Raw genomic sequence first — 19370 nt, 5'->3', positions numbered from 1 at the left:
CCTGCAGGACTGATGAATGGTCCGAAAGCTGATCCTTGATGCGATGGGGCCCCGAAAAGGTACCCAGACGATCCCAATCCTTCAGGGAGCCAGGATTGCACAAAAGACTGATCTGAAGTGCTTTGCGATCGGGCGAGTCAACAGGCACAGCTCAGAACAAACCAACGAATGGCTGGCATGGATAACTAAATTTACACTAGTCGATCCTGCCTGAGCCGTCACCTATTTCCGGTGGTTCATCGGATGTTGGAAGGATGATCCAGCCCTTAAACTTGCATGGGAGACGTGTTAACCGATGCGATCGGATCCGCTGCTGCTCTACCGCAGGGCCTCGATCACCAGCACGCCAGGGAGATCGGATCCGAGCACCCCGTACTTCCAGCTGGCCATGTGGTGAATCCGCGCCTCGGCGAAGCCGGCGGCCCGCAGCTGGTCGAGCACTTCCCACCCCGGGATCCGATACACGAGCGAGCCGCCCACCGGCCGGATCGGATCGCCATGCCGCTCGGGCTCCCCGATGAGTTCCGGCAGACCCGTTTCCATGTTGTGCCGGGCCTTCACGATCGACTCCCGCTGACCGAAGGCCAGCGGGCAGGTGGCCACCAGCCGCCCACCAGGCCGCAGCACCCGGGCGATCTCCCGGAAGGCGACCTCCAGCTGGGGCACGTGCTCGAACAGCTCGTTGCACAGCACCACGTCGAAACGGGCCTGCGGGAACGACAGGGCGCAGAGGTCCTGGTGCAGGAGATCGCTGCCGGCCAGTTCCGCGCCCTCCAGGTATTCGCTGCAGACGAGCGAGCCCGACCCCAGCCGGCGCTGCAGCCACAGGGCGAGGCCGCTGAGCGCCTCCGCCAGGTACACCTCCTGCCGGGCCAGGGCGTCCAGGGATCCGCAGGCCTGCTCCAGCACCCGAAGCACGGCCCGGTTGCGGCTCAGCAGGCCGTTGGCCACCAGGGATTCCCGATAGTTCGGCCCCTGGATCTGCAGCGCCTCCGGCGGGATGTGCTCGCCCGTGAGGGGTTCGAGCAGTCCCAGGGTCTGCGTCACCGCGACGCACTCGCCCAGCAGACTTCCCTGCTGGAGCAGGTCGGCGAGCTCCGGCCGAAACGCCTCGAAGCTGGTGTAGCTGCGCTGCAGATCGTGCAGGGCGAGCACCTTCTCGCCGGGCATGAGCTGCGGGCGGATTCCGGCCTGCACCAAGGCTCTTTCGCCAGTATGGGCTGAAGGCTAGGGAGGGGTGGCCGGCGGCGCCATCATCCCGTTCTTGGCTTTGCTGGGCCTGTCCGTCCTCCCCGGCATCAACCGCTCTGTCGTCTGATGCCGGGCCCGACCACCTGAGGGGGGCTGACCGATTGCGTGGGCTGAGCAGCCGATCGGAGGCGGGCGTTGGCGACCACACCCGCCTCACAGGCGCAGGCCTGTCTCGCGTTGGCATCACGCGAATCTGTACAGGCTGTACACAACCCGGAACCACTCACAGCCCGAACGCCGCTGGCCCGGTCAACCCCATCGGGCATGGCTCGCCGGGCTCGACCCCGATCCGGCCGTCATCCCCAACCGGCACGGCGCCGCAGCGCGTCCGCCGCCGCTGGGGCCCCGGCCAGCTCCAGGCCCTCCGCCAGGCTGAGCAGGGTCGCCTGACGCTGGCTCAGGGCCACAGCCTCCTTCGTCGCCCCCAGCCCTTCGGCGTGGGCGAAGGCCAGCCCCGCCTGCTGCTGCTGCTGCCGCTCCTGGGCTGAGGGTTCGATCCGCTGGCTGAGGGCCACCCCGTAGCGCAGCCACTCCCCCGGATCGTGACTCTCCAGCGGGTGGGCCGCGATCACCGCCTGCCAGTCGGTGGTCATGCCGGTTGGGTCGCTGCTGGTTGGCTCATTCATGATCGGCGGCCCTCCAGCCACCCCACCAGGGGGGAGGTCACGGCCACCGCCAGCACCCCGAACCGGCTGCCGATGGCCTGGGCCAGGGGCAGGCGATAGGCCCCACCGGTCGCCAGCAGCACCGTGAACGGACGCTCCCGGTGGAGCGCCTCCACGTCCGCCAGCAGCCGCTCCAGGCTGTGCTCGAAACCGGCCGCCGGCCGGTGGGGGTGGCGGCTCTCCGGCACCTCCAGACAGCGCAGACCGAAGGCCCCGCCCGCAAACAGGCGGCCGGCCCGGTGGGCCTCCTGCAGCGCCTCGCAGCCTTGCCCCACCAGCACCACCTCGGCTCCGCCGAGGAGCTCCAGCAAGGCGGAACCCTGGGGGGGTTGGCGCAGCCGGCCCGGCCGGCCCTGCAGCTCCCAGGGCAGCCAGAGGCCCTGGGTCGCGACATCCGCACTCCACACCTGGGCCTGCAACAGGGCCTGCAACGCCGGCCGGGCCCAGTGGCGCAGGCTGTCGAGGGGTGCCTGGGTGGTCGCGTAGAAACCGGCCTCCAGCTGGAAGCGCCCCAGCACCTCCAGCGCCCCGGGCTGGGCCGCGACCGCCTCGGTCGCGCTCGCGGCCGCTGGGACCGCCGCGGCCCAGAAGTCGTCGTCGTGGTGGCGGCGCCGCAACTCGGCCAGCGCCTCCTCCAGGGGTTCGGCGGCCCCTGCGGCGTGACGCAGCACCATCAGCTCCAGCGGGTCCAGCTCCACCACCAGGGCGCCGGGGCGCCACTCCACCGCCGGCAGCGGCCCCACCTGCGCCCCCAGCCGCTCCTGCCAGAGCGCCGCCGCCCGCCGCAGAACCATCAACGCGTCGTTGCCCGGCGGTGGCCCACCCTCCCCCAGGCTCTCCACCAGGCTGGCGATCGGATGGCCGGCCTGCCGGCCGCTGTTCTGCCAGGGCTCCAGAAACGCCTCCAGGGCGCCGGTCGCCCCCTCCCCGTCGCCCGTGAGGAAGGGCGCCAGGGAAAACACGTCCCGCTCCTGCGACGGATCCGCCGCCGTCGCCACCAGTCGCAGGGGCGGCAGCGCCGCAGCGGCGCCACCCCCGTCGTCGTCATCGTCGAGCCACTCCGCCTCCAGCACCTCGCTGGGGGCGCCGCCCGCCGCTCCGCGGCCCTGCTGCAGCAGCTCCAGGCTGAAGCGCGCCCGCAGCAGCGCCGCCTCGAAGGCCCGGCGCCGTTCCGCCGCCACCGGCAGCCGACCCACCCTTGCCACCAGCAGGGCCAGTTCGCTGGCGCTGATCCCGCCGGCGTCCGGCAGCCCCTCGATCACCCGGGCCATGGCGCTCTGGCACCCCACGGCGACCCAGTCCGGCAGGGGATCCAGCAGCCGGCTCAGCCGCAGGAACAGATCCAGGCAGGGCCCGGCGGCGGCCCCATCGGTGCCGATCCGCTGCTGGAAAGCCAGGGCACCGTGCTGCACCAGCTGCTGCTCCAGCACGGGCAGCCAGTCGGGCACGGGCCAGGGGTGGGGTGCCGCCCGCTCCAGCACCTCCGCCATCCGCAGGCAGAGCGCCCCGTCGCCGGCCCGTTCGGCGGCCCCGAAGTCCGGCGTCTGGCCATCGCGGGGAATCACCTGCCCATGGACCTGCACCGTCAGCTGGCCCAGCAGATCCCCGTAGCGCTGCCACAGCACCACCGCCACCGCCGGCCGCGCCGCCGCCAGCTCGATCACGTGCTCCAGCAGGGGGTCGTGGGCGGCCAGGGCCGCCTCCCCATCCCGCCGCTCGAGCGCCTCCCGCAGGGCCGCCGCGCCCAGCTCGGTCAGCTCCGTCAGCAGGGGGTCTCCCGGAGCCCCCCCTGCCGTTTCCGAGCGCAAGGTCGCGATCAGTCGATGGTGTGCGGCAGGGGACAGATCCAGCTGCCGCAGCACCCGCAGCGGCACCCAGACACCAGCCTCACCGCCATCGCCGCCAGCGCTGTCCATGGCGGCACGAGACAAAGCGGTAGGGCGGCAATAACGTTCCGCCAACGATTCCAGCATGGCTGCGATGCTCGCCGAGCCGCCCGGCACCCTGGAAGATTCCACCGCCTCCCTGGCGGAGCTGCGGCGCCCTGGCCTGGTCGGTCGGCTGGAGGGCTGGAGCCCCGAGGGGGGCCTCAGCGGCTGGGCCTGTCCCTGGCCCCTGCACGGCCAGGCGGCACCCCTGCGTCTGCAACTGGTGCTCGAGGATCTGCTCGATCCCGGCCAGCGACGGGTCATCGCCGAGCTGATGGCCGTGCAGGCGCGGCCCGATCTGCTCGCCCTGGGCATCGAGCAGCCCTGCGGCTTCCGCTTCTGGTGGGGCCCCAGCCACCCCCTGCCGCCCTTCTCCCAGGGATTGGTGCTGCGGGTGGTCGCCGACGGGAGCGGGACGGAGCTGCCCGGCAGTCCCCTGCGGCTCGATGCCGGCACCCACGGGCGGATCGAGCACCAGCGCCGCCACGGTCCCATCCGCGAAGGCGCCCTCACCCAGCTGCAGATGCCGCTGGTGCACGGCTGGGGCCGCGGCGCCGAGCCCCTGCAGCTGCGCCTCGACGGCGGCACCTGCCTGCCGATCGCGCCCCCCGAGCCGCTGCCGGAGGGTCCCTGGCCGTTCCAGCTGCTGCTCCCCGCCGCCCTCGCCGACGGCGCCGTGCACCATCTCCAGCTGGAGACAGCCGCGGGCCTGGTGCTGGACCAGCGCTTCGAGCTGCTCCCCTTCCATCTCACCCCCTGGGCGGCCCTGCAGCGGCACGCCCGGCCCCCGTTCCCCGACGAGCTCTCGCCGCTGGCCCGCGAGCGCTACCGCAGCCTGCGCACCTGGCTCGCCTGGGCCGACTCAGGTGGCACGCCCCTGCCCCCCGACCTGCCCCTGCTGCAGCGCCTGCTCGAGCAGCCCCTGCCGCGCACCGAAGGGGCGCCGGTGGCCGTCGGCCCCAGCGAACCGGGACCCGACGGCATCGCCACGGTGCGCCAGCCCCTGCGGCTGCCGATCGCGGCGGATCCGCGCGTGTCGATCGTGATCCCGGTGCACAACCAGTACGGCGTCACCCGCCGCTGCCTGGCGGCGATCGCCTATGCCCCCACCCGCATCCCGTTGGAGATCGTGGTGGTCGACGACGGCTCCAGCGACGGCACCGCCGAGGCCCTGACCGCCGACGCCCCCGGGGTGCGCCTGATCCGCCACGACTTCGCCCGCGGCTTCAACCAGGCCTGCTGCAGCGGCGCCGCCGCCGCCCGCGCCCCCTTCCTGGTGCTGCTCAACAACGACACCGAACCCTGCGCCGGCTGGCTGGAGGAGCTGCTCGATCCCTTCGAGCGCTGGGGCGACACCGGGATGGTGGGGGCCCAGCTGATCTACCCCGACGGCACCCTGCAGGAGGCCGGCGGCATCGTCTGGGGCAACGGCGAACCCTGGAACTACGGCCGCGGCGGCAACCCCCACGATCCCCGCGTCGCCTACGCCCGCCAGGTGGACTACGTCAGCGCCGCCGCCCTGGCCATCCCCCTGGAGCTCTGGAAGCGGATCGGTGGCTTCAGCCCGGAGTTCTCCCCCGCCTACTACGAGGACACCGACCTGGCCTTCAAGGTGCGCCAGGCCGGCCACACCGTGCGCTACAGCCCCCTGGCCCGGGTGATCCACCACGAGGGCCTCAGCTGCGGCACCGACACCCAGGCCACCACCGGGCTCAAACGCTTCCAGGCGGTCCACGGCCCCGTCTTCCAGCAGAAGTGGGCCGCCGCCTTCGAGGGCAGCCGCGAGCCCGGCCACGCCGCCGCCGAAACCATCAAGGACCGCGGCATGCTTGGCCGCGCCCTCTGCCTCGATCAGGAGACCCCCCGGCCCGACCGCGATGCCGGCAGCCATGCGGCCCTGGTCGAGATGGGGCTGCTCCAGGAGCTGGGCTGGAAGGTCACGCTCCTGCCCCTCAACCTGGCCTGGCTGGCCAGCTATAGCGAGGAGCTCCAACGCCGCGGCATCGAGCTGATCCATGCCCCGTTCGTGCTCTCGCTCGAGGCGTTCCTGCGGGAGCGGGGCCGGGAGTTCGAGCTCATCTATCTCACCCGCTACACCGTGGCGGCCCAGGCCCTGCCGTTGATCCATCGCTATGCCCCCCAGGCCCGGCTGCTCTTCTGCAACGCCGACCTGCACCACCTGCGACAGTTGCGCGCCGCCCGTGCCGAGGGCCTCGAGGGCGACGCCGCTCGCCGCGCCCTTGAGGCTGTGGAGGAGGTGAAGCGCCAGGAGCTGGCGGTGATGCGCGAGGTGCACCTGACGTTCAGCTATTCGGAGGTGGAACGGGCGGTGATCGAGGCCGAAACCCTCGGCGAGGCGGCCACCGCCCCCTGTCCCTGGGTGGTGCAGGGCCCGGAGGCCCCCGCCCCCCTCGAGAGCCGCAGCGGCCTCGCCTTCCTTGGCAGCTACGGCCACCCCCCCAACCGGGACGCCGTCGAGGCCTTCCTGATGCAGGTGTGGCCCCTGCTGCTCAAGCGGCGGCCCGAGCTGCGCCTGCATCTGTACGGCAGCGGCCTGGACGACACCACCGCCGCCCGCTGGGGCGCCGAACCCGGGGTGATCGTCGAGGGCTGGGTCGCCGATCCGGCCACCGTGTACGCCCGCCATCGCCTGTTCGTGGCCCCGCTGCGCTCCGGCGCCGGCCTCAAGGGCAAGGTGGTGGCCGCCGCCGCCCACGGCATCCCCCAGGTGCTCAGCCCCCTGGCCGCCGAGGCCACCGGCCTGCGCCACGGCCAGGAGGTGCTGATCGCCCGCAGTCCCGACGACTGGTGCCAGGCCGTGCTCCGGCTCGACGGGGACGACGACGCCTGGCGCGCCATGGGCGCCGCCGCCTTCGCCTATGCGCGGGACACCTGGAGCCGGGAGCGCGGCCTGGCCCTCATGGCCGACGCCCTGGCCCGCCTCGATCTGCCCCACCGGAGCCCCGCGTGATGAGCACCGCCCGCGACACCCTGCCCGAACCCCTGTCCGGCCTGCGGGAGCCGGCCGTGGTGGAGCTGCCCCCCGGCCGCCCCTGGCTGGCCCTCTCCGAACTCAACCGCCTGATCCGCCAGCAGAACCAGGCCCGACCCCTGGCCCGCGCCTGGGTGCTCGACCAGCTCGTGCACGCCATTCCCCTGCCCATCGAGGAGGAGAAGGCCCTGATGGCGGCCTTCCTGGAGCGCCGGGGCATCACCGACGACGACCAGGTGCCCGGCTGGCTGCAGGAACGCGGCCTGGTCTTCGACGACCTTCGCATCCTCGCCACCCAGAAGCAGCGCCTGCAGCGCCTGGTGCGCAGCCGCTGGAACGAGGAGGTGGAGGTGCGCTTCCTGCAGCGCAAGCCCGAGCTCGACCAGGTGGTCTATTCGCTGCTGCGGGTCGAGAACGAAGACCTCGCAGCTGAGCTCCATCACCAGATCGCCGAAGGCGAGGCCGACTTCGCCGATCTCGCCCCGCTCCACTCAAGCGGCCCCGAGCGCCACTGCCGCGGCCAGATCGGCCCCCTGCCCCTGGCCACCGGCCACCAGAGCCTGGTGAGCCGCCTGCGCCGCGGCCGCCCCGGCCAGCTGTTCGACCCCTTCGAGGCCGGCGACAGCTGGGTGGTGCTGCGGCTGGAACAGTTCCTGCCGGCCGAGTTGAACGCCCCCACCAGGGAGCGCATGATGGGCGAACTCTTCGAGGAATGGCTCGAGCAGCGGGTGCGGCTCCTCCTCGAGGGCCAGCCGTTGCCGCCCCTCGACGCGATGCTCGCCCTGCTGCAGGAGGACGGCACCCCATGACCTCCTCCCCCGGGGCCATCAGCGGTCTCCTGAACGACTTCGCCCCCTTCGACCGCCTGCCGCCCGCCCGGCGCGACGCGATCGATCCGCTGCTGGAACCCCTCCGCTTCCGCATCGGCCAGACCGTGCTGCGGCCGGACGTGCAGCCCGAGGGCCTGCTGCTGCTCTGCAGCGGCCAGCTGCGCAGCCTCGGCCCCAGCCCCAACGGCCGGGGGCTGCGCACGATCGAACGTCTCGGCCCCGGCTCCCTGGCGGGCTGGGCCGGCCTGCTGCGCCGCGATCCCTGCGAACATCTGCGCGCCACCACCGACCTGGAGGCCCTGCAGCTCCCCGCCGCCGCCTTCCGGGAGCTGCTGGAGGGCCATCCCGACTTCGCCGCCTGGTTCGCCAACCGGCCCAGCGCCGCCGAGCTCCACACCCTGTTGCTGGCCCTGGCGAAACGGGATCCCCTCGGCGAAGCCCTCCTCGACGACTGGCCCCTGCCCGCCGACCAGGTGCGCCTGCGCAGCCTGCGGCCCGGCGCCCCCAACGAGCTGGGCCTGCCCCCCGGCTTCCGCTGGTTCGCCAGCAGCGGCCTGCCCCTGGCCGAGCCCTGGTCGGACCGTCCCCTGGCGGCCCCCGGCCCGGAGGCCCCCTGGCTGCGGCTGGTGGGCCTGGCGAGCCCCCGGGAGGCGGAAGCCCCGATCACCCTCGGCGCCGACCCCCTCACCCCGACCCTGCTCCCCAGCGTGGAGGGGGGCGGCGCCAGCTACGCCCCGCCAGTGGAGCCCCCACCCCGTCGGGCCGCCGACCGCAGCGGCCAGCTGGTGCTGGGCCGGGCCAGCGGCCCCCGCGCCGTGCCCATCGCCCTCTGCCAGGCCCTGGCCGATTACTTCGGGGTGCCCCTGAACCGCGATGCCCTGGCCGATCAGGTGGACGCCATCCTGCAGCGCCAGGACCGGCTCAACCTGGTCAACATCGGCCAGATCATGGACACCCTGGGCCTGCGGGTGGTGCTCTCCCGGGTGCCCGCGAGCCGCCTGGGGCGGGTGCCCGCCCCGGCCCTCCTATACCAGAACGGCCATTTCGGCCTGCTCGACGGCGTCGAGCCCGATGGCCGCGCCCGCCTGCTCGAGGCCGAACTCGGCGCCCTGCTGGTGCCGGCCGAGGAGCTGGTCACCCACGAGGGGGGCCTGGTGGAGCTGCTGCTGTTCGACCGCAAGCCCGATGCCAAGCAGCGCCGCTTCGACTGGAGCTGGTATGGCCCCTTCCTGCGCCAGCACCGCCGCGAGCTGATCGAGGGGCTGGTGGCCTCGGTGGTGATCAACGCCCTGCGTCTCGTCTTCCCCCTCGGCCTGATGGTGCTGATCCAGAGCGTGGTGGCCAGCCGCAACATCGGCGCCCTGGTGAGCATCTCCAGCGTGATGCTGCTGGCCGCCCTGGTGGAGAGCATCTTCAAGACCCTGCGCAGCTTCCTGTTCACCGACCTGGCCAACCGGATCGACCTGGACGCCAAGGCGACGATCCTCGACCACCTCGTACGCCTGCCCCAGGGCTTCTTCGATGCCCGACCCGTGGGCCGGATCACCTTCTACTTCTCCCAGCTCGACCGCCTGCGCGATTTCCTGCTCGGCCAGACCCTGCCCACCCTGGTGGACTTCGCCTTCAGCCTCATCTACATCGCGATCCTGTTCGCGATCAGTCCCCTGCTCACCCTGGTGACCCTGGCCACCCTGCCCCTGATCGCCGCCGTGGGCCTGGTCAGCAATCCCCTGGTGCGCAGCCAGATCAACCGCACCATGGCCCAGGCCGTGCGTGCCTCCAGCTTCCTCACCGAGGCGATCACCGGCATCCAGACGATCAAATCCCAGAACGCCGAACTCAAGACCCGCTGGGAATTCCAGAACCGCTACGCCGCCTACATCGGTGAGGACTTCAAGCTCAAGGTGACCCGTGAATCGATCGCCAACCTCTCCAACTTCCTGAGCAACCTGGGGCAGCTGGTGGTGATCGCCGTGGCGATCTGGCTGATCATCAAGGGCGACCTCAGCCTGGCCGCCCTGTTCGGCTTCAACATCCTCTCCGGCTATATCCGCCAACCCCTGGTGCAGCTGGTGGGCACCTGGCAGGACTTCCAGTTCAACACCCAGGCCCTGCGGATGGTGGCCGACGTGGTCGACCGCGACACCGAGCAGACCCGCGAGCAGGCCAGCAACATCCCCCTGCCTCCGCTCCAGGGCCGGGTCCAGTTCGTGGATGTGGGCTTCCGCTTCAGCGACCAGGGCCCGATGGTGCTCGACGGGGTGGATCTGGAGATCCCCGCCGGCTCGTTCGTGGGGCTGGTGGGGGGCTCCGGCAGCGGCAAATCCACCCTGCTCAAGCTGCTCTCCCGCTTCTACGGGCCGGAACGGGGCAGTGTCCTGATCGATGGCCTCGACATCGGCAAGGTGGAGCTCTATTCCCTGCGCCGGCAGATCGGTGTGGTGCCGCAGGATTCGCTCCTCTTCGACGGCACGATCCGCGAGAACCTGCTGATGGTGAAGCCCGATGCCACCGCCGCCGAGATGATGCGCGCCGCCCGCATCGCCTGCGCCCACGACTTCATCATGCAGATGCCCCAGGGCTACAACTCCAGCGTCGGCGAACGGGGCGCCGGCCTCTCCGGCGGCCAGCGCCAGCGCCTCGCCCTGGCCCGGGCCGTGCTCCAGAACCCCCGCCTGCTGATCCTCGACGAGGCCACCAGCGCCCTCGATGCCACCACGGAGCGGCAGGTGTGCATCAACCTGTTCGAGGCCTTCCGGGGCCGCACGGTCTTCTTCATCACCCACCGCCTCTCCACCGTCCAGCCCGCCGACCTGATCGTGCTGATGGACCGCGGCGCCGTGATGGAGCAGGGCAGCCACCGCCAGCTGATGCAGCTGCGCGGCTGGTACTACGCCCTCTACCGCAGCCAGAACCAGGAGGGACTCAGCTGATGGCCACCCCACCCCGCTCCGCCGATCCCGCCTCCCGCCTGGTGGCCCTGATGGAGGACTGCGTCGGCTGGCTGCGCTCCCCCCGGGCCAGCCGCCGCCCGGTCATGCCGATGCGGGTTGATCTGGTGGGCCGGAAGTCCCCGCCCGCCACGGCCCCGCCGGCCGCAACCACCCCTGCCACCCCCGGGGCCCCAGCCGAGGGGAGCCCCGTTGCCGCCCCGGAGGAGGGCCACCCCTTCGGTGCCGGCCTGGCGGCCGCCGACGGCGACGCATCGCGTGAATGGTCGTTCCGCGAGACGGTGGTGCTGCGCAAGAGCCGCCGCAGCTCCAGCTTGCTGGTGTGGGCCGGGGTGGGGGGCGTGGTGGCCCTCGGCCTCTGGAGCGTCACCGCGCCGATCGCCGAAACCGTGGCGGTCCCGGGCAAGCTCGAACCCTCCACCACCGTCAAGGACGTGGATTCGCCCGTCCCCGGCGTGGTGGAGGCGGTGCTGGTGAAGGAGGGTGAGTCGGTGAAGAAGGGCCAGCCCCTGATCCGCTTCGACCTGCGCGAGCCCCGCAGCAAGCTGGCCGCCGCCGAGAGCATCCGCGAGCGGCTGCTCAACGAGAACCTCGTCGCCCGCGCCACCCTCGGTGAGGACGCTGCCACCGCCGGCCTCACCGCCAACCAGCGCAGCCAGCTGCAGGATCGCGCCCGGGAGCTCAACAGCCGCCTCGAGGCGGCCCGCGAGGAGCTGGCCAAGAGCAGCACCCGCCTGGCCGGCTACCGCGATTCCCTGCGCATCTACAGCGACATCGAGCGGCGCTACCAGTCCCTGGTGCGGGACGGCGCCGTCAGCGAGGTGCAGCTGCTCGAGGCCCGCAACCGGATGCAGGACGTCCAGACCAGCGTGGCCGAGGAGGAGCGCGAGATCGCCCGGCTCCGCTCCCAGCTGGTCAACACCGGCTCCGGCACCGATGTGGAGCTGCGCACCACGATCGAAACCAACCTGCGCCAGATCAGCGATCTCGACGCCCAGATCCGCCAGGCCCGCCTGCAGATCCAGTACGGCGTGCTGACGGCTCCCACCGATGGCCTGGTGTTCGACGTCGAGGCCAGTGCCGGGAGCGTGGTCGGCGCCACCGAGACGACGCCGCTGCTGAAGGTGGTGCCCCAGGACTCCCTGCGGGCCAAGGTCTACCTGCCCAACAAGGCCATCGGCTTCGTGCAGGTCGGCCAGAGCGCCGACCTCTCGATCGAGACCTTCCCCGCCAACAGCTTCGGCTACGTGCCGGCCACGGTGCAACGCATCGGCTCCGACGCCCTTACCCCCGAGGAGCAGACCCAGGTGCTCGGCACCCAGGCGGAGGGCCTCCACTTCCCGGTCATCCTTCAGCTCCGACGCCAGACCATTCCCCTGCCCGACAAGGGCAGCGTGCCGCTTCAGGCCGGCATGGCCCTGACCGCCGACATCAAGCTGCGGGAACGGCGCGTGATCAGCCTGCTCACCGGCCTGTTCGAGGATCAGCGCCGCAACCTCCAGCGCCTGCGATCCAATTGAGCACCAGGCCCCAGGGCGACTGGTGGCGCTTCGTGCCACCCGAGCAGCGCCGGCGCCGGCGCTTCAAGGCCTGGCGGCTGCGCTGGAAGGAGCGCCTGCGGCAGCGCTGGCTGGCCATCACCATCGCCTTCCTGGCCTACGGGCTGGTGCTGCTCTGGCTGCTGCTGCACCTGCCGCCGGTGGTGACCCTGCTCGCCCTGGCCCCGATGCTGCTGGTGCCGCTGCTCGGCTACCTCACCTACTGGCTGCTGTGGAAAGAGTTCCACGAATAAGGCCATCGGGCCATGGGCCGGCCGCCCTCAGCCCTTCACATAGAGGCTGGGCAGGGCCCCCAGCAGCCACTGGGGCATGAACTGCTCACCGCCGGCGAAGCCGATCTTGCCGGGGGGGTAGAAGGGCAGCACCGCCAGCACCACCTGGGTGGCCTTGGGGCGGGTCATGTTGCGCACGTAGTGGGCCAGCTGGGAGCGCAGCTGCCGGTCCTCCTCCGCCAGGGGGGTGGCGGCGTAGCCGCTGCGCAGGAACTTGCGGTAGAGGTCGCCGAAGGTGCTCTCGAACAGGGGCTGCAGCCGCTCCTCGGGCGTGTCCAGCCAGATCTGGCCCAGCTGGCGCCGGAAGCTGCCCAGTTCCTGGCGGATGGCGCCATCGTCGGGGTCGATCTCGAACAGGTTCACCAGCCCGTTCAGGCGGGTGAGAAATTCCTCGCTGCCGGTGAGCTGGAGGGCCTGGGCGCCGGTGAACGACGACAGCTGGGGCAGCGGCGGCGGTGTCTCGGGCTCCACACCCGCCGCCCGCACCGCCCCCGCCGGTGCCAGGGCCTTGCGCTCCAGGGGGCTGGGCTGGCGCAACCGGGGCAGAAGTTCCGGCTCGAACAAGCTGGCGTAATCCTCAAGAAGCCAGCTGGGCAGATTCTGTTCGCAGTTGCGCACTTTCATCTTGCCGCGGCGGAAATAGGGCATCACCGCCAGCACGATGTTGGCCATCTCCGGGCGATCGAAACCGCCCGACAGGCGCTCGGAGAGATGGTCTCTCCAGGCCTCCTCATCGCGCAGCAGCGGTTGGCTGGCCAGCTCACTGCCGATCATCCGGCGGTAGCTGTCACCGACCGCGGAGCCATAGAGAAGCTCCAGGGCATCGATCGGGGCACTGAGCCAGAACTTCGACAGGCACTGGCGAGCCAGTCGGGCCTCCGCCAGCCGCGTGGGGGTGGCTTCATGGGCGTAATCCATGAAGATCGTGCCCAGCCGCGCCGCCGACCATGGCGTGACCTGGGGCCGGCGATCCATCTCCATCGGGACGGTGCCAGGATCACTCACCAGAGTATCCAGAAGACCACCATCTTTTTCAGGCTTTCTTTCACCCCAGCTCACCGTATCCCGGCGTCCGAACAGACGGCTCCAGAGCGACATGACGCAGGTCAGGTACAGGCAGCGGGATTGTAATAGCGTTGTCAGATGGAACTGTTGCTGATCCATCAGAACCATCCCGGCCAGTTTCGTGATCTGACACCCGCCCTCGAACGTCGCGGCCATCGCGTGCTCGGCCTGGGCGCCACACCCAGGGCCGGAGTCCCCCGGCTCCACTACGACTGGCAGGCGCCGGTGCTCCCCACCGGGCTGGCCGACCCGCTGCTGGAGAGCAACCTGCGCCGGGCCTCCCGGGTCCAGGAGCGCTGCCGGCAGCTGCGGGGTCAGGGCTACCGCCCCGACGCCGTGATCGGCCACAGCGGCTGGGGGGAGCTGCTCTACCTGCGCGACATCTGGCCCGAGGCGGTGCTGATCGCCTACCCCGAGCTCTATGCCAGCCCGCTGCTGCTCGGCTACGGCTTCGATGCCGACCTGGGCGAACCCTCCCCCGCCCTGCGGGCCCAGTGGCGCCGGGGCAACCTGATGGGCCTGGCGGCGGTGGCCGACGCCGACGCCTGCGTCGTTCCCACCCGCTTCGCCCGCGACACCTTCCCGCCGCACCTGCGCGGCCGCTTCCAGGTGCTGCACGAAGGCATCGCCCTGCCGGCCCCCGCCTCCGGCCCCACCAACCTGAGGCTGGAGGGCGGCCCGACCCTGACCAAGGGGGATCCGGTGATCACCTTCGCCAGCCGCAATCTTGAGCCCCTGCGTGGCATCCGCAGCCTCCTGCGGGCCCTCCCCGCCGTGCTCGCCGCCCGGCCGGACGCCCGGGCCGTGATCGTGGGCGGCACCGACAGCGGCTACGGAGCGCCCTCGTCCCATCCCGATGGCCACAAAGGTGAACTGCTGGCCCTGCTCGGCCACCAACTGCCCCTGGATCGGGTCCATTTCCTACCGCCCCTGCCGCACCGCGAGCTGCTGGCCCTGTTCCGCATCAGCGCCGCCCACGTCCACCTCACCTACCCCTACGCGCTGTCCTGGAGCGTGCTGGAGGCGATGGCCTGCGGCGCCCTTGTGGTGGGCTCCGACAACCCACCGCTGGACGAGGTGATCCAGCACGGCCACAACGGGCTGCTGGTGCCCTTCAACGAACCCGACCGCCTGGCCGAGGTGTTGCTGGCCGTGCTCGCCGATCCCGCCGCCTTCGCAGCGATGGCCGAAGCGGGCCGTGCCACCGTCGCCGCCCGCTACGAGGTGAACCGGGCCGCCGAGGCCTTCGAGGCCCTGATCCTCAGCCTGCGGCTGCTGCCCTGAACGCCGCCGCTGCCTCGACCGCCGCCGCCTGAAGCACCGCCGCCACCACCGGGAGCCAGTCCCGGTCCTCACCCTGGCGGAACAGGCGCAGGCTCGGGTACCAGGGGCTGTCCTGGCGCTGCCGCAGCCAGCGGGGATCGGCGCTGAAGGGGAGCAGCACCCAGGCCGGATGGCCCATGGCACCGGCCAGGTGGGCCATGGCCGTGTCCACCGTGATCAGCAGATCGGTGCTGGCCAGCACCCCGGCCGTGGCCAGAAAGTCGCCGTCCGGGGGGATGGCATCGACGAACAGGGGGGCCACGGGCTGGGCCATCTCCCGGTCTTCGCCCTGCTGCAGCAGCACCGGCTCCCACCCCTGCGCCACCAGCCCCTCCACCAGCCGCACCAGGGCGGCGGCCGGCAGGGTGCGCTTGCGGTACTCCCGCCGGGTGAAGCCGTCGGCGAGCTTGCGGCCACTGGCCCAGGTGAGACCCACCCGCGGCGGCCGGCCCCAGCCGTCGGCAGGCCTGGCCGGGGCCAGCCCCCGCAGGTAAGTCCCCCGGCCATCCGGCCCCGGCGGCTGGGGACAGGGGGCCCCGCCGAGGGCCGCCGGCAGCGACAGCAGGCTCACCCGATCCCGGGCAGGGGCGGGCTCCTGGCCGTCGCCGCCCGTGCCAACGCCAAGCGGATCGTCGTCGCCCGGCCCTGGCGTGGCGCGCACCTCCGGCGGCTGGGGCAGCCAGGCCAGGCCCCGGCGCAGCAGCGTCACCAGCGACGGCTCCACCTCCAGCACCACCGACTGGCCCCGGGCCGTCGCCTGCTCGAGCAGCGGGGGGATCCAGCGCAGGTACTGGAGGCCATCACCCAGGCCCTGCTCGGTGCGCACATGCAGCACCGGGGCGCTGGCCACCACCGCCGCCACGCCACCCTCCGGTCCGGGGCCCATGCCGGGCAGCTCGAAGCGGCGTTCGGCCAGGCCATAGGCCTCGTCGTAGGACTCCAGCCCGATCAGCAGGGCGGCATGGTTGCAGGCCAGGGCCGGGCCATCCCTCCGCTGGCGGCTGGCCCGGAAGGCCCGGTCAGCCGCCTCGAAGCGGTTCAGGTCCCGCAGGCTGTTTCCCAGGCCCATGAAGGGGGCGGGGCTGTCCGGCAGCAGCAGGGATGCCCGCCGGTAGAGCTCCAGGGCCTCCTCCGGCTGGTCCGAGAGCCAGAGGGCATTGGCGGCCCGCAGCAGCAGCGGAGCCGGCGCGTCAGCGGAGCCGACCAGCTCCTGATAGATGCAGGCGGCTGCACACCATTCCTGCCGGCGCTCCGCCGCCTCCGCTTCCTGAAGGACCTGGCCGAGGTCGAAATCACCGGGAAGGACTGACATGACAGGAATCCTGAACCGGCAACCAGGCTGCGGCAACAATGTATCTCCTGAAGGCCTTGGTGCAGACAGCATCGATGCAACAAAGTCAGAACAAAGTCGGCGTTAAGGTTTCAACCTTTCGTGGTGAATTGTTCAAGAAGTATGACGGAAAACGAAGCCTGGGATACACATACCCCCCAAACCAGCCCCCTAGGGTCTCGAACAAATAAGCGACATCTTTTGTCGAATGGCTTCCTCCGATACCCTTTCGATCTTTGTGCCGGACCCCGGCACGACGGTCACCCAGACCACCAGCAGCGGCGCCCGGGTCTTCACCAGTCAGACCGGTGACGTCACGAACACGCGGGTCTTCCCCAACAGGGGCCGCAGCATTGAGGATGTCGGCATCAGGGAGTCCTCCTCCGGTGACACCCGCACCACCTTTTCGGGTGCTTCCAAGGACACCTCCTACCTCGGAAATGCTGACGACAACACGGTTGTCTTCACTGGCGACGCCAGAAACACCACCGTCAGCACCGGGGCTGGTGACGACACTCTGATCGCCACCGACATCACCCGAGGAACCATCTCCCTGGGCAGTGGTGACAACACCGCCGTCACCGGAGCACTGAAGAACACCACCTTCACCGCCGGCAGCGGCGCCGACAGTTTCACGATCACCGACAAGGCCGAATCGGTCAGAATCAGTGCCGGTGGCGGCGATGACACCCTGATCTTCGGGGGCAGGGTCTCCGACTCCACCGTCCTGCTCGGCCAGGGCGCGGATGTGCTGGACTTCTCCGCCCGGGTGCAGAACACCTGGATCGACCTCGGCAACGATGCCAACGTTGATCAGGTCTCCTTCTTCAGTAGGGGGGACATCGGCAGCGGCACCCAGATCTTCGGGGCCGGCGATGGCGATCTGCTCATCATCGGCGGCGAAGAATACGTCTTCGATGACAGCCAGACGGCCTTCATCTCCACCAGGGGCGATTCCATCACCTTCGGCTGATGACCCCAGCCACCCGTGGTCACCTTGGAACAGGCCCGCTTCGCCCGTAACTACGTCACCTGCCTGGAGAAGGGGGACCTGGCCGCCGCCAGGTCCCTTCTCCTTCTCTGGAGCAAGACCTACTTCTCCCACCTGCCCGCCTCCCCCGGCCGCCGGGATCTCACCAATCCCGATCTCTGGGGCTGCCTGGCCCAGTACGCCTCCCTCAGCGGAGACCGTTCCCCCGTCGACGACTTCTGGCGGCAGCTGGATGGCGTCACTCCCCACACCACGGCGACGGGCGCCATCCCCCTGCTGGGGGTGCCGATCCTCAACCGCCCCGATCTGCTGCAGCGCCTGCTGGACAGCCTCGACCACCCCGTCGAGACCCTCGCCATCGTCGACAACAGCATCGGCTCCGGCCTGGCCGACAGCGACGCCCTGCAGCGGCTGCTGGCCCGGCTGGAGCAGCAGCCCCCCGCCGGCGTCGCCCGGGTGCGGGTGGCGCGGCCCTTCGGCAACCAGGGGGTCGCCTCCAGCTGGAACGCGATCCTCACCTCCTTTCCGGAAGCCGGTTTCGCCCTGCTGGTCAACAACGACGTGGTCTTCTCCCCTGGCGTCCTGGCGGAGGTGGTTGGGCGCGTCGATCCCTCCCGCCCCCAGTTCCTGCCACTGCTGCCGGCCCCCCAGGAGTTCTCCGCCTTCGCCCTCACCCCGGCCGCCTGGAACCGGGTGGGCCTGTTCGATGCCAACTTCCACCCGGCCTACTGCGAAGACCTGGACTACGCCGAGCGCCTGCGCGGCTGCCCCACCATCGAGTGGATCGCCCCGGAGGCCCTGCAGCGGCGGCAGCAGCAGGCCAACCCCATTGCCAGCGCCACCATCGCCAGCGACGGCCGGCTGAAGGCCTGCAATCGCACCACCTTCCTGCTCAACAGCCTCTGGCTCCACAGCCGGCGACGTCTCGACCAGCCCCACCGGGGCACCTGGATGCGCCGCTGGCTGAGCCAGTGGGACCTCGAAGCGGCCCCTGCGCCGGCGCCTGAACCCGTCGGTTCTGTCGGCGCGGGGCGGCCATGAACACCCTGCCCCGCCTGATGCGCCGCTTCCGGGACGAGGATCTCGGCCCACGGCCCCGGATCGTGGTGCTCGGCGCCGCCAAGCTGGGCAACTATGTGGTGCTCCAGCCGCTGCTGCGGGGGCTGCGCCACAAGTATCCCGACGCCCTGCTCACCTACGTGGGCAGCCAGCGCACCCGGGAGCTGGAGCGGCTCAATCCCTGGATCGACGCCAGCCTTCCCCTGGCGGAGCAGGGCCCGGCGGCCCTGCCGGCCCTGCGGCAGTGGCGCCGAACCCTCCCGGAGAAAGGACGGGGGGACGGGGTGGATCTGGTGATCAACGCCGACGGCCACGCCCCCCACAGCCCCGCCTGGGCCCAGGCCCTGGAGCCGCGCTTCGTGGTCGGAGCGGCAACGATCCCCGCCGGCGACCACCCCCTCCACGCCCTCGCCCTCGATCCCCACTGGGCCAGTCCCTCCCTGGTGGAGCGCTACCGCGGCTGGATCGGCAGCAACAGCATCCGCGAACTGCACTGCCGCATCGCCTGGGTCGACACGGCGTTCGAGCGGGTGGAGCTGCCCGCCGAGCCCGCCCCCCCCGGGCTGCCGCCGGTGCTGATCGCCGTGAACGGCGAGCGGCCCGCCAAGCTCTGGCCCCTGGAGCACTGGCTGGTCCTGCTCGAGCGCCTGCACCGGGAGATGGGCCTGCCGGCCGGATCGATCGGCCTGATCGGCGGCCCTCCCCCCGCCGAAGCGCGCCGGCCCGGCGACCGGCTCGAGCGGGCCCTGCTGGCCCGCACCGGGATGCGGGATCTGCGCGGACGCCTCAGCTTGCCGGTGCTGGTGGGGGCCCTGGCCCGCAGCCGGCTCTGCATCGCCGTGGATTCCGGCCCGCTGCACCTGGCCGCCGCCGCCGGCTGCCCCACGGTGGCCCTGTTCGGCACCGACGCCGACGGCATCGGCGCCAGCCCCCGGGATCTCTGGGCCCCCCGGGCCGACCACGTCTGGGTCAGCCGCAGCCGGCAGCGCTGCGGCGGCTGCCTCCAGGTGCGCTTCGAGAACCCCGCCTGCCCGCTGGAGCGTCACGCCTGCATGGACGGCCTGCCGCCCGATGCGGTGTGGCCCCTGGTGCAGCAGGCCTGGCAGCGGAACGGGACCCGGAACGGAGCCGCCTGCGGCACGCCCGGCTGAACG

General features: G+C 71.4%; 14 protein-coding genes. 9 read left to right on the top strand and 5 right to left on the bottom strand.

Annotated features, from left to right (window positions below; genetic code table 11):
- Positions 1-318: 318 nt before the first annotated feature.
- The 3 genes from KUG38_RS00170 to KUG38_RS00160 all read right to left on the bottom strand — a co-directional run bounded on the left by KUG38_RS00170 (position 319) and on the right by KUG38_RS00160 (position 3832).
- Positions 319-1197: a class I SAM-dependent methyltransferase gene (locus tag KUG38_RS00170; RefSeq protein WP_353617665.1), complete on the bottom strand. Its 879-nt coding sequence runs from the start codon at positions 1195-1197 to the stop codon at positions 319-321.
- Positions 1198-1547: 350 nt separating this feature from the next.
- Positions 1548-1877 (bottom strand): hypothetical protein, encoded by a 330-nt coding sequence (locus tag KUG38_RS00165; RefSeq protein ID WP_216918498.1) that lies wholly within the window; start codon positions 1875-1877, stop codon positions 1548-1550.
- Positions 1874-3832: a hypothetical protein gene (locus KUG38_RS00160; RefSeq protein WP_216918497.1), complete on the bottom strand. Its 1959-nt coding sequence runs from the start codon at positions 3830-3832 to the stop codon at positions 1874-1876. Before KUG38_RS00160 ends, KUG38_RS00165 begins: the two co-directional genes overlap by 4 nt.
- Positions 3833-3887: 55 nt before the next feature.
- Here KUG38_RS00160 and KUG38_RS00155 point away from each other — a divergent pair, with 55 nt between their 5' ends.
- Genes KUG38_RS00155 through KUG38_RS00135 form a run of 5 tightly spaced genes read left to right on the top strand, consistent with a single transcriptional unit; the run spans position 3888 to position 12409 of the window.
- Complete coding sequence (locus KUG38_RS00155) at positions 3888-6815, top strand: glycosyltransferase (RefSeq protein WP_286195450.1); 2928 nt, start codon at positions 3888-3890, stop codon at positions 6813-6815.
- Positions 6815-7645: a peptidylprolyl isomerase gene (locus KUG38_RS00150; protein ID WP_216918496.1), complete on the top strand. Its 831-nt coding sequence runs from the start codon at positions 6815-6817 to the stop codon at positions 7643-7645. Before KUG38_RS00155 ends, KUG38_RS00150 begins: the two co-directional genes overlap by 1 nt.
- Positions 7642-10599 carry an ABC transporter transmembrane domain-containing protein gene (locus tag KUG38_RS00145; protein WP_216918495.1) on the top strand — a complete coding sequence of 986 codons (2958 nt, stop codon included), beginning with the start codon at positions 7642-7644 and terminating at the stop codon, positions 10597-10599. The genes KUG38_RS00150 and KUG38_RS00145 overlap by 4 nt, the downstream gene beginning before the upstream one ends.
- Complete coding sequence (locus KUG38_RS00140) at positions 10599-12137, top strand: beta-barrel domain-containing protein (RefSeq protein ID WP_216918494.1); 1539 nt, start codon at positions 10599-10601, stop codon at positions 12135-12137. Before KUG38_RS00145 ends, KUG38_RS00140 begins: the two co-directional genes overlap by 1 nt.
- The gene (locus tag KUG38_RS00135) at positions 12134-12409 is read left to right on the top strand and encodes a hypothetical protein (protein WP_094583944.1); all 276 of its coding nucleotides are present in this window, start codon (positions 12134-12136) and stop codon (positions 12407-12409) included. The genes KUG38_RS00140 and KUG38_RS00135 overlap by 4 nt, the downstream gene beginning before the upstream one ends.
- Before the next feature lie 27 nt (positions 12410-12436).
- Here KUG38_RS00135 and KUG38_RS00130 read toward each other — a convergent pair whose 3' ends face one another.
- A complete protein-coding gene (locus KUG38_RS00130) occupies positions 12437-13453 on the bottom strand; it encodes a hypothetical protein (RefSeq protein ID WP_216918493.1) in 1017 nt (338 codons plus the stop codon).
- 138 nt (positions 13454-13591) lie between these two features.
- Here KUG38_RS00130 and KUG38_RS00125 point away from each other — a divergent pair, with 138 nt between their 5' ends.
- Complete coding sequence (locus KUG38_RS00125) at positions 13592-14797, top strand: glycosyltransferase (protein ID WP_216918492.1); 1206 nt, start codon at positions 13592-13594, stop codon at positions 14795-14797.
- Here the strand turns inward: KUG38_RS00125 and KUG38_RS00120 are convergent.
- Positions 14775-16148: a glycosyltransferase family protein gene (locus KUG38_RS00120; RefSeq protein WP_216918491.1), complete on the bottom strand. Its 1374-nt coding sequence runs from the start codon at positions 16146-16148 to the stop codon at positions 14775-14777. The genes KUG38_RS00125 and KUG38_RS00120 overlap by 23 nt on opposite strands.
- Before the next feature lie 226 nt (positions 16149-16374).
- Here KUG38_RS00120 and KUG38_RS00115 point away from each other — a divergent pair, with 226 nt between their 5' ends.
- From KUG38_RS00115 to KUG38_RS00105, 3 genes are read left to right on the top strand one after another with little or no spacing between them, the layout of a single operon-like run.
- Positions 16375-17139, top strand: a complete 765-nt coding sequence (locus tag KUG38_RS00115; RefSeq protein WP_216918490.1) for a hypothetical protein — start codon at positions 16375-16377, stop codon at positions 17137-17139.
- Positions 17140-17154: 15 nt separating this feature from the next.
- The gene (locus tag KUG38_RS00110; RefSeq protein ID WP_216918489.1) at positions 17155-18198 is read left to right on the top strand and encodes a glycosyltransferase family 2 protein; all 1044 of its coding nucleotides are present in this window, start codon (positions 17155-17157) and stop codon (positions 18196-18198) included.
- Positions 18195-19367, top strand: a complete 1173-nt coding sequence (locus tag KUG38_RS00105; protein WP_216918488.1) for a glycosyltransferase family 9 protein — start codon at positions 18195-18197, stop codon at positions 19365-19367. Before KUG38_RS00110 ends, KUG38_RS00105 begins: the two co-directional genes overlap by 4 nt.
- The last annotated feature ends 3 nt before the right edge of the window (positions 19368-19370 follow it).

Origin of the sequence: Synechococcus sp. CCAP 1479/9 (assembly GCF_019038535.1) — a bacterium.
Classification (GTDB): Bacteria; Cyanobacteriota; Cyanobacteriia; order PCC-6307; family Cyanobiaceae; genus Cyanobium.
This window is presented reverse-complemented; position numbering and strand designations above follow the sequence as displayed.

Coding starts and splice junctions, on each gene's coding strand:
- KUG38_RS00165 (WP_216918498.1), bottom strand. CDS start 1,877: ATGAATGAGCCAACCAGCAGCGACCCAACCGGCATGACCACCGACTGG.
- KUG38_RS00160 (WP_216918497.1), bottom strand. CDS start 3,832: ATGGACAGCGCTGGCGGCGATGGCGGTGAGGCTGGTGTCTGGGTGCCG.
- KUG38_RS00155 (WP_286195450.1), top strand. CDS start 3,888: ATGGCTGCGATGCTCGCCGAGCCGCCCGGCACCCTGGAAGATTCCACC.
- KUG38_RS00150 (WP_216918496.1), top strand. CDS start 6,815: ATGAGCACCGCCCGCGACACCCTGCCCGAACCCCTGTCCGGCCTGCGG.
- KUG38_RS00145 (WP_216918495.1), top strand. CDS start 7,642: ATGACCTCCTCCCCCGGGGCCATCAGCGGTCTCCTGAACGACTTCGCC.
- KUG38_RS00140 (WP_216918494.1), top strand. CDS start 10,599: ATGGCCACCCCACCCCGCTCCGCCGATCCCGCCTCCCGCCTGGTGGCC.
- KUG38_RS00125 (WP_216918492.1), top strand. CDS start 13,592: ATGGAACTGTTGCTGATCCATCAGAACCATCCCGGCCAGTTTCGTGAT.
- KUG38_RS00120 (WP_216918491.1), bottom strand. CDS start 16,148: ATGTCAGTCCTTCCCGGTGATTTCGACCTCGGCCAGGTCCTTCAGGAA.
- KUG38_RS00115 (WP_216918490.1), top strand. CDS start 16,375: ATGGCTTCCTCCGATACCCTTTCGATCTTTGTGCCGGACCCCGGCACG.
- KUG38_RS00105 (WP_216918488.1), top strand. CDS start 18,195: ATGAACACCCTGCCCCGCCTGATGCGCCGCTTCCGGGACGAGGATCTC.